Origin of the sequence: Mycetocola manganoxydans (assembly GCF_003667545.1) — a bacterium.
Lineage (GTDB): Bacteria > Actinomycetota > Actinomycetes > Actinomycetales > Microbacteriaceae > Mycetocola_A > Mycetocola_A manganoxydans.
In genome coordinates this window covers 96,501-109,451 of sequence record NZ_RCUV01000008.1, presented here as the reverse complement: position 1 = coordinate 109,451, position 12,951 = coordinate 96,501, and the positions used below count along the sequence as shown (strand labels likewise).

11 protein-coding genes and 1 pseudogene are annotated in these 12,951 nt (G+C 63.6%); 10 read left to right on the top strand and 2 right to left on the bottom strand.

Annotation, left to right across the window (positions count from 1 at the left end; genetic code table 11):
• Positions 1 to 6 precede the first annotated feature (6 nt).
• Positions 7 to 1,377, bottom strand: a pseudogene (gene rhaD / locus D9V29_RS08595) (bifunctional rhamnulose-1-phosphate aldolase/short-chain dehydrogenase); the annotation flags it as partial.
• Between rhaD and D9V29_RS15275 the strand changes: the two are divergent.
• From D9V29_RS15275 to D9V29_RS08555, 8 genes are all read left to right on the top strand, one after another.
• Entirely contained in the window at positions 1,359 to 1,811 is a 453-nt protein-coding gene (locus D9V29_RS15275) for a DUF8175 domain-containg protein (protein WP_505816942.1), read from the top strand. The pseudogene rhaD and the gene D9V29_RS15275 overlap by 19 nt on opposite strands.
• Positions 1,812 to 2,090: 279 nt before the next feature.
• On the top strand, positions 2,091 to 3,365 hold the full coding sequence (locus D9V29_RS08585) for a TrbL/VirB6 family protein (RefSeq protein ID WP_229790470.1): 1,275 nt from the start codon (positions 2,091 to 2,093) through the stop codon (positions 3,363 to 3,365).
• A 13-nt stretch (positions 3,366 to 3,378) separates the two neighbouring features.
• The gene (locus D9V29_RS08580; protein ID WP_183084962.1) at positions 3,379 to 4,878 is read left to right on the top strand and encodes an SCO6880 family protein; all 1,500 of its coding nucleotides are present in this window, start codon (positions 3,379 to 3,381) and stop codon (positions 4,876 to 4,878) included.
• The gene (locus D9V29_RS08575) at positions 4,878 to 6,554 is read left to right on the top strand and encodes a putative type IV secretion/conjugal transfer ATPase (protein ID WP_229790469.1); all 1,677 of its coding nucleotides are present in this window, start codon (positions 4,878 to 4,880) and stop codon (positions 6,552 to 6,554) included. The genes D9V29_RS08580 and D9V29_RS08575 overlap by 1 nt, the downstream gene beginning before the upstream one ends.
• Positions 6,551 to 8,344, top strand: coding sequence for a type IV secretory system conjugative DNA transfer family protein (locus D9V29_RS08570; protein WP_229790468.1), 1,794 nt, complete (start codon positions 6,551 to 6,553; stop codon positions 8,342 to 8,344). The genes D9V29_RS08575 and D9V29_RS08570 overlap by 4 nt, the downstream gene beginning before the upstream one ends.
• Positions 8,341 to 8,751 carry a DUF4913 domain-containing protein gene (locus D9V29_RS08565; RefSeq protein ID WP_229790467.1) on the top strand — a complete coding sequence of 137 codons (411 nt, stop codon included), beginning with the start codon at positions 8,341 to 8,343 and terminating at the stop codon, positions 8,749 to 8,751. Before D9V29_RS08570 ends, D9V29_RS08565 begins: the two co-directional genes overlap by 4 nt.
• A 75-nt stretch (positions 8,752 to 8,826) precedes the next feature.
• On the top strand, positions 8,827 to 9,180 hold the full coding sequence (gene cmtR / locus D9V29_RS08560; protein WP_121672910.1) for a Cd(II)/Pb(II)-sensing metalloregulatory transcriptional regulator CmtR: 354 nt from the start codon (positions 8,827 to 8,829) through the stop codon (positions 9,178 to 9,180).
• Entirely contained in the window at positions 9,177 to 9,848 is a 672-nt protein-coding gene (locus D9V29_RS08555) for a cation efflux transmembrane domain-containing protein (protein ID WP_121672909.1), read from the top strand. Before cmtR ends, D9V29_RS08555 begins: the two co-directional genes overlap by 4 nt.
• A gap of 261 nt (positions 9,849 to 10,109) precedes the next feature.
• Here D9V29_RS08555 and lnt read toward each other — a convergent pair whose 3' ends face one another.
• Positions 10,110 to 11,714, bottom strand: coding sequence for an apolipoprotein N-acyltransferase (lnt, locus tag D9V29_RS08550; RefSeq protein WP_121672908.1), 1,605 nt, complete (start codon positions 11,712 to 11,714; stop codon positions 10,110 to 10,112).
• Positions 11,715 to 11,832: 118 nt separating this feature from the next.
• Between lnt and D9V29_RS08545 the strand changes: the two genes are divergently transcribed.
• Together D9V29_RS08545 and D9V29_RS08540 are read left to right on the top strand one after the other, a co-directional pair.
• Complete coding sequence (locus D9V29_RS08545; RefSeq protein ID WP_121672907.1) at positions 11,833 to 12,243, top strand: four-helix bundle copper-binding protein; 411 nt, start codon at positions 11,833 to 11,835, stop codon at positions 12,241 to 12,243.
• Between the two features lie 84 nt (positions 12,244 to 12,327).
• Entirely contained in the window at positions 12,328 to 12,933 is a 606-nt protein-coding gene (locus D9V29_RS08540) for a DUF305 domain-containing protein (protein WP_121672906.1), read from the top strand.
• Positions 12,934 to 12,951 lie beyond the last annotated feature (18 nt).

The window sequence follows — 12,951 nt, the reverse complement described above, 5'->3', positions numbered from 1 at the left end:
GGGCCCTCATCGCAGGAACGCGGCGGCGACGCCGGCGTCGACCGGAATGTGCAGACCGGTGGTGTGCGAGAGGTCGCTCGTGCAGAGCACGAACACCGCGTTGGCGACGTTCTCGGGCACGACCTCACGCTTGAGGATCGTGCGCTGGGCGTAGAACTTGCCGAGGTCTTCCTCTTCAATGCCGTAGGTCTTCGCGCGGTTCGCGCCCCAACCGGAAGCGAAGATGCCGGAGCCGCGCACGACACCGTCGGGGTTGATGCCGTTGACCTTGACGCCGTACTCGCCGAGCTCGGCGGCGAGCAACCGGACCTGGTGGGCCTGGTCAGCCTTCGTTGCCGAATAGGCGATGTTGTTCGGGCCGGCGAACACCGAGTTCTTCGACGAGATGTAGATGATGTCGCCACCGAGCTTCTGGTCGATGAGCACGCGCGCCGCCGCCTTCGAGACGAGGAACGATCCCTTCGCCATGACGTTGTGCTGCAGGTCCCAGTCCGCTTCGGTGGTGTCGAGCAGTGACTTCGACAGGGAGAGTCCGGCGTTGTTGACGACGAGGTCGAGCCCACCGAACGCGAGGACGGCGGCATCGATCGCCGACTGGACCGCCCGCTCGTTTGAGACATCAGCGGCGACGCCGACGGCGACATCCGTGTTTCCGATCTCGGCGGCGGCTTCCTGCGCCTTCTCGAGCGACAGGTCCGCGATGACGACGCACGCCCCCTCAGCGGCGAGCCGGGTTGCGATCGCTTTACCGATCCCGGATGCCGCGCCCGTCACGAGGGCGACGCGGGTCGCGAGCGGCTTGGGCTTCGGCATGCGCTGAAGCTTGGCCTCCTCAAGTGCCCAGTATTCGATGCGGAACTTCTCGGCCTCATCGATCGGCGCGTAGGTCGAGAGGCCCTCGGCACTGCGCATGACGTTGATCGCGTTGATGTAGAACTCGCTCGCGACGCGCGCGGTCTGCTTGTTCGCGCCGAAGCTGAACATGCCGACACCTGGGACGAGCACGATGAGCGGGTCTGCACCGCGGATTGCGGGCGAGTCCGGGGCAGCGTTGCGCTCGTAGTAGGCGGTGTAGTCGGCGCGATACTCCTCGTGCAACGTCTGCAGGCGTTCGGTGGTTTCTTCCACAGAGGCGGATGCCGGCAGGTCGACGAGAAGCGGCTTCACCTTGGTGCGGAGGAAGTGGTCGGGGCAGCTCGTGCCGAGTGCGGCGAGTCGAGGGTGCTCAGCGCTCGCGAGAAAGTCGAGCACGACCTCGTCGTCGGTGAAGTGGCCGACCTGCGGCTTATCGGTGGAGACGAGCCCGCGGATGGTCGGCGCGAGAGCGGCGGCCTTCGCACGGCGCTCGGCCTCCGGCAGTGCGGCGTACCCGTCGATCCCCCGCAAAACCGGATGCTGGCCCTGCCTCGATCAACGACGGCTTCCGCAGCTGCTACGCCCACACAGCGGAGGGCGCCCTCTTTATGGCGGCTAACTTCATTGCAATGGGTAGCGACTCCACTTTGGGCCCACGCCTCATTGAGCTTGTTGCACCCGGCCCCGGTAGGGACAAACTAGCGGGTGAACTCGGCGGCTCAGGCTCATCTATGCGTGCTCAGATTGCTGGTTACAAGATCGGTTCCTATTCGGGTGATGCGGCGACCGTCGACGTGGTTATGAACTATTCCGACGGCAGCCTGGTCAGCATCCCTCTGAAGCTCCTATGGGTTGAGGGCGACTGGAAGATTGAAGTAACCCCGTCCGGCGAATTCCCGCTTGCCCCAGCCCAGATTGAGAATCTGGGCGGGTACACGCCCTGGTCCGGGGCGTAATTCCGCCATGGCCATAAAAACTGCCGCCTCCGATTGCGCTTTCTGGGACCTAATCTGCAAAGGCAAGGAAGGTCTCGGCGACGCGATCGAAACCGGAGCCAACGACGCTGTTCAAAGTTTGGCGAACGACGTACTAGAAGGATTCGGCAAGGCACTCGGAAGCATCGGAACGATGTGGGTTGCGGTGCCCACGCCGGCGCGTACACGGCGGGGGAGGGCACAACCGCTATCAACGCCAGTCAACCCGGCGGGGATGAGTTCAGCACGATTCTGAACTACGTGACGTACGTCGGCCTCGCTCTGGCGGTGTTGTCGATCATTGCTTTGGGAGCGTTGATCACGATCCGGACCCGCCGTGGCGAAGGTATGCGCAGCGTCGGGGCACTCGGTGTCATCTTCATTGCGATCCTGCTCATCTCCGGAGCTTCCGCACTCGTGGGCGCTTTGCTCGGTTCTGCCGCCCCAGAAGGTTCTTCCTCCACGGTCGGGTTCTTGCAGAATTCGCTTTGGTTTTATGTCGGCGGGTTAGCGGTGTTGTCGGTCATCATCGGCGGCATCCGCATGGTCTGGGAGCAACGCGCGCAGCCTGGTAAAGACGTGCTCCAGTCGTTGATCACGCTGATCGTCGTATCCGGTTCGGGCCTTGCAATCATCACCCTCGCGGTAACTGCGGCGGATGCGTTCTCAGTCTGGGTTTTGAACGGCGCGACCGATTGTGACGTTTCCGTTGGCGGTGAATCCCAGTGCTTTGGGACGAACGTCGCCGCGATGGTTGCCCTCACTGCGTCGTCTCCGTTGGGGGTGATCGGTGTGCTCATCCTCGGCACCATCGCTCTCCTGATGACTTACGTTCAGGTAGCGCTCATGGTGGTCCGCGGAGGGCTGCTGGTGATTTTGGCCGGCGTGCTGCCGCTCACCGCGAGCTTCACGAACACCCAGATCGGGAGGCAGTGGTTTGGTAAAACGATCGGCTGGACGCTCGCTTTCATCCTCTACAAGCCGGCCGCCGCACTGATCTACGCAGCGGCGTTCAGCCTCACTGGAACGGATGCATTTCAGGACGACGGCGGAGGAATCTGGTCGGTGCTCACCGGTCTCGCTCTCATGTTGATGGCGCTGATCGCGCTCCCGGCACTGTTGCGTTTCGTCGCTCCGATGACTGGCGCTGTTGCTGGTGGTGGTGCTGCCGGTATGGCGATGGCGGGCGTTGGCGGCGCGGTGGTTGGCGAATTGGCCACTGGAGCGGTTCGTCGGATGAGCAGCTCTGGCTCGAACCCGTCAAGCGCAGGCAGCGGGTCGTCGGCGTCGACTGCTCCGAATGGAGCGGCGCCGACAGGTGGAGCCGGTGCGGGCAGAGCCGCATCATCTGGCGCAGCAGCGGGAAGGACCGCGGCTTCCGGAGCGGCATCAGGCGGAGCCGTCGCTGGTGCCGCTGCGGCCCCGGTCGCCGTGGGCGTAGCTCTGGCTGGTAAGGCCGCCACTGGCGCAGCGAACTCGGCAAAGGGTGCGGTGCAAACGGCAACCGACGATTCATCCGGACCTAGCGGTTCCTGATCGGAGATCTTTCATGACAACCACAGAGGCTCTCCGGAGCTACGGGAACTGGACCAAGCCCAAGACCGCTGGTCTCATGGGACTGGGCTCGATCGGCACCGCAGTCCTCTTCGTTGGCGCTGGTTTCAGCGTGATTGTGACGATGGCGTCGAACATTCTAAATGGGGCCGTCACAGCCTTTGTGTTCGGCTTGTTCCTGCTCGCCGTGGCCGTCAAAAACAAGCACGGTCAGAGCCTGCTCATGCGTGCCGCAACGAAGGCCGGCTGGATGACGACAAAAAGCAAGGGCACTCACATCTACCGTTCCGGCCCGCTCGGCCGGGCGGAATGGGGAACAGCCCAGCTCCCGGGCCTTGCAGCCGGATCCCGGCTGACCGAGTGGAAGGACAGCTACAACCGTCCGTTCGCACTCCTGCAGGTGCCGTCAACCTCGGACTACACCGTCGTAATCGCCACAGAACCCGATGGTGCCGCCCTCGTCGACCGGGAACAGGTCGACGTGTGGGTGGCTGAGTGGGGCATGTGGCTCGCAAGCTTGGGCGATGAGCCCGGGATCGAAGCCGCATCGGTGACGATCGAAACGGCTCCCGACACGGGCACCCGGCTCCGCCGTGAGGTGACGAGTCGAATCGACCCATCCGCTCCCGAGTTCGCGAAGCGCATCCTGAATGACCTGGTGGACCAGTACCCGGCTGGATCCGCGACGATCAAGGCATACGTGGCTCTGACCTTCAACGCGGCCGCCCGCGTTGGCGGCAAGAAGCGCACGCCCGACGAGATGGGCCGGGAGCTGGCATCCCGGCTCCCCGGGCTCACCCAGGGCCTCGCAGCGACCGGTGCCGGGGCAACACGGCCGTTGAGCGCTCAGGATCTTTGCGAGGTCGTCCGCGTTGCTTATGACCCCGCGGCCGCGCCGCTGATCGACACGGCGAACGCCGCTGGTGAACCGCCGGAGCTGTACTGGCCAGAGGTCGGCCCCACGGCCCACCAGTCCAACTGGGACACCTACCGGCATGACTCCGCTTTGTCGGTGACCTGGATGATGAGCGGTGCCCCTCGCGGCAACGTTCCCTCGAGCGTTCTCGCTCGACTTCTTGCCCCGCACCGCGACGTCGCCAGAAAGCGCGTCACACTGCTGTACCGGCCGATTGACGCGGCTAAAGCCGCGGCGATCGTTGAAGCGGACGTTCGAGCATCAACCTTCAATTTGCAGTCCTCCGACAAACCGACCGCACGGAGTATGACCGCAACTCGCGCGGCTCTGGCAACCGCCCAAGAAGAGGCATCCGGCGCTGGGCTGGTGAACTTTGGCCTGCTGGTCACCGCGACGGTGATGCACGCCTCACAGGAGGCGGACGCCCGTGCGGCGATCGACAATCTCTCCGCCACAGCTCGGCTCCGCTTGCGGGTCGTGCATGGGTCGCAAGATTCAGCGTTCGCCGCAGCACTCCCGCTCGGCCTGGTTTTGCCGAAGCACCTGAGAGTGCCATCCGAAGTCAGGGAGCAGCTGTAATGCCCGCCCTCGATGCGGCCAGCCGCCGCGCCCTGAAAACCAAGTCGCGTGAGCTTCCGGCCCCGAAAAAGACGAAGGCTGAGAAACAGGCCGAGAAGCAGAAGCGGCCCTCGATACGGCGGCCTGGGCCGCGAGGGTGGCTCGGTCGCGCTCGTGGCGAAGCCAGCGTGATCCAGCCGGCCGACGAGTGGCGCGGCACAACGGTTCAGGTGTGCGGTCTCCACCCGTTCTCAGTAGGCACCGGAACACCCATGATCGGTGTCCCCTTGGGCCTCCAGCTCTTTACCGGTGCGACCGTCTGCGCGGATCCCATTTCGTGGTTTCAGGACGCGGGACTGATTTCGAACCCCTCAGTTTTCGTGCTCGGCTTACCCGGCCTGGGCAAGTCCACCCTGGTCCGCCGCATGGCGGCCGGTGGCGCCGGGCTCGGCGCTCTGCCTCTGATTCTCGGTGATCTGAAACCTGACTACGTGGACATGATTCGCGCCCTCGGCGGGCAGGTCATCACCCTCGGCCGCGGCCGCGGGCATTTGAACATCCTCGATCCCGGCGAAGCGACGGCCGCGGCCGAACGCCTGCGCGCAGCCGGTAAAGAAAAGGAACGCCAGCAGGTTCTCGCCGATGCTCATGGCAGGCGACAGACGATGGTGTCGGCACTCTTGACGATCCTCCGCAAAGAGCCACCAACCGACCGCGAAGAATCGATCATCGATCGCGCGCTGAAAGTCCTCGACGAACGCGGCGACGGGATCCCCGTACTCGGAGACTTACTCCGGGTCATCCAAGAAGCACCGGACGAAGTTCGCGCCGTCGCACTGGACCGTGGCAACGATGAACGCTACAAGGCGATCACCGAGAACCTCGAAGCTTCACTCATCAGCCTCACCTCTGGTGGCCGGCTGGGAGAAACGTTCGCGCATCCCACCGATGTGCCGATGATGCGTGACCGCCCCGTGGTCTACGACGTTTCATCGATCGATGACTCAGACACCGACCTGCAGGCGGCAATCCTGTTGGCGTGCTGGTCGGCAGGGTTCGGAACCGTGAACATCTCGAACGCTCTCGCGGATGCCGGCCTGGAGCCTCGCCGGCACTACCTCGTCGTCCTCGACGAGCTGTGGCGTGCGCTGCGGGCCGGGCGCGGCATGGTCGACCGTGTGGACGCCCTGACCCGCCTGAACCGGCAGCGAGGCGTTGGCCTCGCCATGATTTCGCACACGATGAGTGACCTTCTCGCGTTGCCGAGCGAATCGGACCGGATGAAAGCACGTGGGTTCGTCGAACGGTCCGGCATGGTGATTGCCGGCGGCCTCCCCGGCGCGGAAATGCCGATGCTCACCAGCGCCGTTCCACTGTCCCGCGCGGAACAGGAACTACTCACCTCATGGCAGGATCCCGGCACCTGGGATACCGGCCTAGGACGCGAGTCCGAACCGCCCGGACGCGGAAAATTCCTCATCAAAGTGGGTGGGCATCCGGGGATCCCGGTGAAGGTCGAGCTGATCGAGTCCGAACGGGCTATCAACGACACCAACAAGCTCTGGCACCCCGCGGTGTCCTTTCCTGAACCGAATGAGTCCGACCCGTATATCGGTCTCGAAAGTGCCGGTGAGGTTGCCCATGAGTTTGAGGTCGACGTCGACGGGGCGGCTATTGAAGAGGAGGGTGCAGCGTGAGCGCATCCAACAGGCGGAATCAGGGCATGTTCGACGGGCAGACAATCGCGATGATTGTCGCCCTCGTCCTCGCCGCTGGCGCGCTCGCGACGACCTGGCTTGCTGTGTCTTGGGGATCCAAGATCGACGGCGTGAACCCTGACCTGACGACCGACCCGTTTGGGCTGTTCTTCGGCGTCCTCCGCGGCTCCGTCGTGTGGCCGGCATCCGGGACCTGGATTATGGCCGCAGCTGTCGGCATCCTCATCGTTCTGGCGGTAGTTGTCGGCGTGGCAATCTCACGAGCTCGTCGACGTCGAATCAACGTCGACGGCGCGGCCTCGTACATGGGGAAGGGCCGCGACCTCCGCGCGCTGTCCGCCACCGGCGCCAAGCGCACCGCGCAGCGCCTCGGCATCGAGAACTGGCTCGGAGTTCCCATCGGAATCACCGTTGCCGGTCGCCGGCAGCTCTACGGCTCCCCGGAAGATATGCACATCGACATTTGGGGGCCGCGCACCGGAAAGTCAACGAGCCGGGCAATTCCGGCGATTCTCTCGGCTCCGGGAGCGGTCCTCACCACATCGAACAAGCGTGACGTGCTCGACGCCACCCGCGACGTCCGGGCAGAGAAGGGCACCATCTGGGCATTCGACCCGCAAAAAATCGCCGCCGAACCGGCGAACTGGTGGTGGAACCCGCTCAGCTACGTCACCGACGACGTGAAGGCGGCGAAGCTCGCCGCGCACTTCGCGTCGGGCTCTCGCGCCGGGGACTCCCGCGCCGATCCGTATTTCGACAACGCCGGCCAAGACCTCTTGGCTGGTTTTCTGCTCGCCGCGGCCCTCGGCGATCTACCGATCACCAAGGCGTTCACCTGGACGACGACACCGGGCGATGAAACCCCGGTCGACATTCTCCGTGAGCACGGGTACGAGCAAATGGCGGATGCCGTTGACGGTCAGGTGAACGGTGAATCTCGACGCCGTGACAGCGTGTACGGCACCGCCGCGCAAATGGCGTCGTGCCTGAAAGTGCGAGCGATCGCGGAATGGGTCACCCCGCAAAGCGGCAACCTCTCCGGCGATCACCGGCCCCAGTTCGACCCGCACGCATTCGCGCGCAGCAGCGACACTCTCTACAGCCTCTCCAAAGAGGGAAAGGGCACCGCAGGCCCCCTCGTCACCGCGCTCACCGCGGCGACCGTCGAAGCCGCCGAAGAACTCGCCACCACCCAGGCCGGTGGCCGGCTCGCTGTGCCGATGCTCGGCGTTCTTGATGAAGCGGCGAACGTGTGTCGCTGGCACGACCTGCCCGACCTGTATTCTCACTACGGCTCCCGCGGAATCGTCCTGATGACGATTCTGCAATCCTGGTCACAGGGCGTTCAGGTGTGGGGCCGCGACGGGATGCGGAAACTCTGGTCCGCTTCCAACATCGCCGTCTACGGCGGCGGCGTGAAGGAACCCGAGTTTCTAAACGAGCTGTCCCAAATGGTCGGCGACTACGACAAGCACACCATGTCAACGAGCGTCGGCCGGGGCAACCGGTCGACGTCGCATCAGGTCCAGCGGGAACGCACCTTGGATATCGCCGACCTCGGGGCATTGCCACGCGGCCGCGCCGTCGTATTCGCCTCCGGAGCCCCCGCGACGTTGGTTGAAACAGTCCCATGGATGCGAGGACCGCACGCCGAGGCTGTGCGTGCCTCGATCAAGGCCCACGACCCTTCCGCTCGAGCTGCGGCAATGGTGTCTGGTGGCGCTGATGCCTGGATCGCTGCGGCACCGATGAAGGAGGACAAGCCGTGAGCGACCTTGACGATTTCCGCGACGAGGATGACTCGACCGAGGAACCCACCTCCGAGCCCCAACTGTTCTATGGCTCGGCCGATGAGTTCGTGCGCGAGCGGCTGCGGTTCATGTACTCCCGCCGCGTGGGTGGCGGGAACGCCAGTTTTCGGTGGTCCGCCCGCTGGTGGGAGCACCCGGAAGCTCTCGCACGCATCGACGCATTGTGGCGCGCGTGGGAACACCTACGACTCGACGGAGCCACCGGCGCAAGCACCTGGTGGATTGAGCACGCGGATCACCATATGCCCATCCTGATGAGTCCCGAAGGAACGTTTGCTAAGTCGGAGGATAAGAACGCGCCCGGAGATCCCCTGCCGTATGAAGCGCCCCCGGAAGGACTGTTCCCCGATATGCGAGTGAACTAATTCACCCACGTTGAAGACGCGCACGTTGTGCGGTCCCGTTCGACGATAGGTCAGTGAAAGCTGTATAGTCACCGTATGCTGACTATTGCCTCACGACTAGACGTGATGAACCGGCTGGGCCGCGCCATGGCGGACCCCACCCGATCGCGGATCCTGATGTCCCTGCTTGAAGCGCCGAGCTACCCGGCTGTGCTTTCCCGCGACCTCGAGCTGACTAGGTCCAACGTGTCGAACCACCTGACGTGTTTGCGAGACTGTGGCATCGTCGTCGCCGAACCGGAAGGACGACAGACGCGCTACGAGATCGCCGATCCACACCTCACCCAGGCTCTAACCTCACTGATCAACATCACACTTGCGGTGAATGAGAGCGCACCCTGCGTTGACCCGTCCTGCACAGTCGCCGGCTGCTGCGAGGTCGACGCATGACCGACGCCATGGAGATCACGTCCGCGCGACGGCATGTGCTGAACCGTCGGGTGCGGTGGATCGTCGCCTTCACGATCACCTACAACGTCATCGAAGCAATTCTGGCTATCACCGCAGGCGCTCTCGCTTCGTCGGCTGCCCTGATCGGCTTCGGACTCGACTCCATCATCGAAGTCCTCTCCGCGGTTGCTGTCGCGTGGCAGTTCACCCGGAAAGACCCGGAGCGTTGGGAGAAAGTAACGGTGCGAGCGATCGCCATCGCGTTCTTCGCCCTGGCGGCATACATCATCGTTGACTCGGCGTTGTCCCTAGCCGGCGTCCAGGACGTGGACCACAGCCCGCTCGGTATCGGCATTGCCACAGCGAGCCTGATCCTCATGCCGGTCCTCGCCTGGTTCGAACGACGCACCGGCAAGGAACTTGGCTCCGCCAGCGTCATTGCGGACTCGAAGCAACTCGTGTTGTGCATCTACCTTTCCGGGTCTGTCCTGGTCGGGCTCCTGTTGAACACTCTCTTCGGATGGGAATGGGCCGACGCTATTGCCGCGCTTGTCATCGCCGTTTTCGCTATCCGCGAAGGCATCGAAGCGTGGAAAGGAGACGTCGAATCTCCCTTCGAGTTGGTCTCTGACTACAAAACAGAAGAGGAGGTGAACACAAATGCCTGACTGCTGTGACCCAACTATTTGCGCCGACGAAGCTTGCGACGCAAGCTGCGCCTGCTGCTAGCTCCCCACCGGAAGCTAGTGAGACCGGCGCCTCACAGAAAAGCAAGGGCTACTCCGGAACCTGTTTCTGGTGGCCGTGGACTTCTTTAATCGTGTCGTCGATCCCGGTCTCGATGGTGCCACCTTCGAACGTTCGGTGATGAGACTCCTCGGCCGTCGTGGCTGCGTGGTTGGCTGCTTCGGCCCCACGCGGCGATCAGCTCATCGGCGTCCTGCTGCTGCCAGAGCACCGGCGCCCGTGAGGCTGGGTGACTTTCTGCTGCCGATGTCACTTAGGGGGAGCTTTTCCTGGCGTTTCGGGCGCAGGAGCAGGGCGGCAGCGAGTGATCCCAGACCGAAAAATGAGACCAGCGCCTCCACCTGTCCGCCGATCAGCATGGCCGGCGTTTTACCGGCGACTAGCGGGACGTCTTGAACCATGTACCCGGGGGTGTAGGCGGGGATACCGGTGAGCGTTGCCCCGTCCGGTCCGATTATCTGGCTCGTACCCACCGTTGAGACGTTGACGACGCTCCGCGAGGACTCGATAGCCCGCAACCGAGCGATCGCGAGTTGTTGCTGGTTTTCGTCGGTGCGGCCGAAGTCGGCGTTGTTGGTCTGGGCGATGATTACCTGCGCTCCCTGGTCGACCGCCTCCCTAGTGAGCGCGTCGTCGACAATGTCAAAGCAGATCGATAGCCCCACGATGACCCCGTTGACGTCGAAAACGTTGTCGCGAGTGCCTGGCGTGTACTCCCGATCGATCATGCCGATGAGGTCGGGGGCGAACGGTTCCCAGATGTCCCGGTCCGGCACGTATTCGCCGAACGGCACCGGGTGCTTCTTGTCATAGAAATCGGTCGCGCCTTCACCGGATTCCCAGAGCAAAGAGGTGTTGAAGTAGCGTCCGTCCCGCTCCTGGATGGTTCCGATCAGGAGGGGCGCGCCAGTCTGGGTGGCGAGATAGTCCAGGATGGATGCCGCCTGCGGTACCGCCAACGGGTCTAGGTCTGACCCGTTCTCGGGCCAGACGATCATGTCGACAGGGGTTCCAACGAGTGGGAGGGTTGCTGAGGTTTGCGCTGCGAGAATGTCGCCCGGTTCGCGCTCGTCGAAATAGCCGGCCTTGCCGTTGCCCTGGACGGCTGCGATCGTCGATGTTGCGCGTTCGATCACCGGCCAGGCGGGCAACGCGAGGAGCAGTGCAGCTGCTGCGGCGGGTGCCAGCAGGCGGATTGAGGGCACCGCGAATTCGGGCTCGAGGAGGACCTGAATTATGAAGATGACGAGCCAGACGACGAGGAAGCTCAGCCCGCTGATACCGACCCAGGCGACGAGGGGTGCGAAGGGGCTTTCGGACTGGCTGAGGGCGACACGACCCCAGGCGAATCCGCCGTACGGCCAGGTGCTGACGAGTGCTTCCCGTGCCGTCCATAGCCCAGCGATGGTGACGGGTAGCAGCCCGATGCGGCCGAGTGGGGTTGGCCAGACCTGCGGTACCCAGCGGAAGGCGAGGGTGAGGAGCAGGGCGCCGCCGGCGAAAAAGATGGACTCCAGAAAGGAGAGGGCGACCCAGGGTACCGGGCCGAGGTAGAGAGCAGTCCACGAAACGTGGATCAGGTAGAAGGAGAGCCCGGCGATGAACCCGGTGAGCAGGGCACCGCCGGCACTGCGGCCGATGAGGGCGACCAGGATGAGAGCGACGCCGACGAAGGCCAGCGGCCAGATTCCCCGGTCGGGGAACCCAGCGTCGAGAACCGGACCGGCGACGGCCGCTACGAGAACGGCGGCGAATAGCGGAAGCGGTGGGCGCGTCGGAGTCGTCACGATACCAGCCTAAGGTCGACCAGGCACCGGGTAGCCGGGTCCGGATGAGAAAGCTAACGTTTTAGGAGGGCTGGCAGCCTGCCGGCTCTCCTTTCATCTATGGACTAGGAGCAGAACGATGACTCACATCACTTCAATGCTGGAAACCTATCCGAAGGATCTCGGCGACGTCGACCGTCAGAAACTGGCGGAGTGTATCGCTGCGTGTTTCGAGTGCGCACAGACCTGTACCGCCTGCGCGGATGCTTGTTTGAGCGAAGACATGGTTGCCGAGCTCACCAAGTGCATCCGCACCAATCTGGATTGTGCTGATATCTGTGTCACTACCGGCAACGTCCTTTCCCGCCACACCGGTTATGACGCCAACATCACCAAAGCCGTCCTCGAGGCTTGCGCAGCGGCCTGCAAAGCGTGCGCCGATGAATGTGAAAACCACGCTGGTATGCACGAGCATTGCCGGGTTTGCGCCGAAGCGTGCCGCCGCTGCGAAACTGCCTGCAACGACCTCTTGGCTTCCCTCGGAGCCTGAATCCAACTAAGTCCACTGGTCAGGCGCGGGCCAGGCTCTCCGGCGATCTGGCCTCTGGCAGATTTGATCGGAAGTACGAATATCATGCAAGAAAACACTATGGGCAGGCGGATCCGGGTGTTCGCCGCATCGGCCGCACTGGCACTGGGAGCGGTGTCGGGCGGCGGGTTCGCCGGGAACGCACCCGCGCTGGCGGATGCGCCAGCCCAGAGCCAGGAAGCCGCCGCTTTTGAGGTGGATTTCCTCACCAGCATGGTTGACCACCACATGATGGCCACCGCCATGGCGCAGACTTGTCTGGAGAAAGCTACTCACCAGGAACTGAGGGACCTGTGCCAATCGATTATCGAGGCTCAGCAGCAGGAGATGGAGAAGATGCAAATGTGGCTGCAGGACTGGTATGGGATTACCTACGAGCCGCAGATGAGCGAAGGCGACATGCGCTCAATGGAGCGTTTAGAGAAGTTCAGCGGGGCGAAGTATGAGATCCACTTCATGAGGTCCATGATCCGTCACCATTGGGCTGCTATCCGGGAGGCCGCGGAATGCCTTGACTCCGCCGAACACCCCGAATTGATCGACCTCTGCTCAAACATCCGAGACGTCCAACTGGCCGAGATCGGTCAAATGCAGACCTGGCTGGAGCAGTGGTATGACCGCAACGGCGGACGGCCGGTAACCACAGCCTGACCGGGTAGACACCACCAG

Coding starts and splice junctions, on each gene's coding strand:
- D9V29_RS08580 (WP_183084962.1), top strand. CDS start 3,379: ATGACAACCACAGAGGCTCTCCGGAGCTACGGGAACTGGACCAAGCCC.
- D9V29_RS08575 (WP_229790469.1), top strand. CDS start 4,878: ATGCCCGCCCTCGATGCGGCCAGCCGCCGCGCCCTGAAAACCAAGTCG.
- cmtR (WP_121672910.1), top strand. CDS start 8,827: ATGCTGACTATTGCCTCACGACTAGACGTGATGAACCGGCTGGGCCGC.
- D9V29_RS08555 (WP_121672909.1), top strand. CDS start 9,177: ATGACCGACGCCATGGAGATCACGTCCGCGCGACGGCATGTGCTGAAC.
- D9V29_RS08545 (WP_121672907.1), top strand. CDS start 11,833: ATGACTCACATCACTTCAATGCTGGAAACCTATCCGAAGGATCTCGGC.
- D9V29_RS08540 (WP_121672906.1), top strand. CDS start 12,328: ATGCAAGAAAACACTATGGGCAGGCGGATCCGGGTGTTCGCCGCATCG.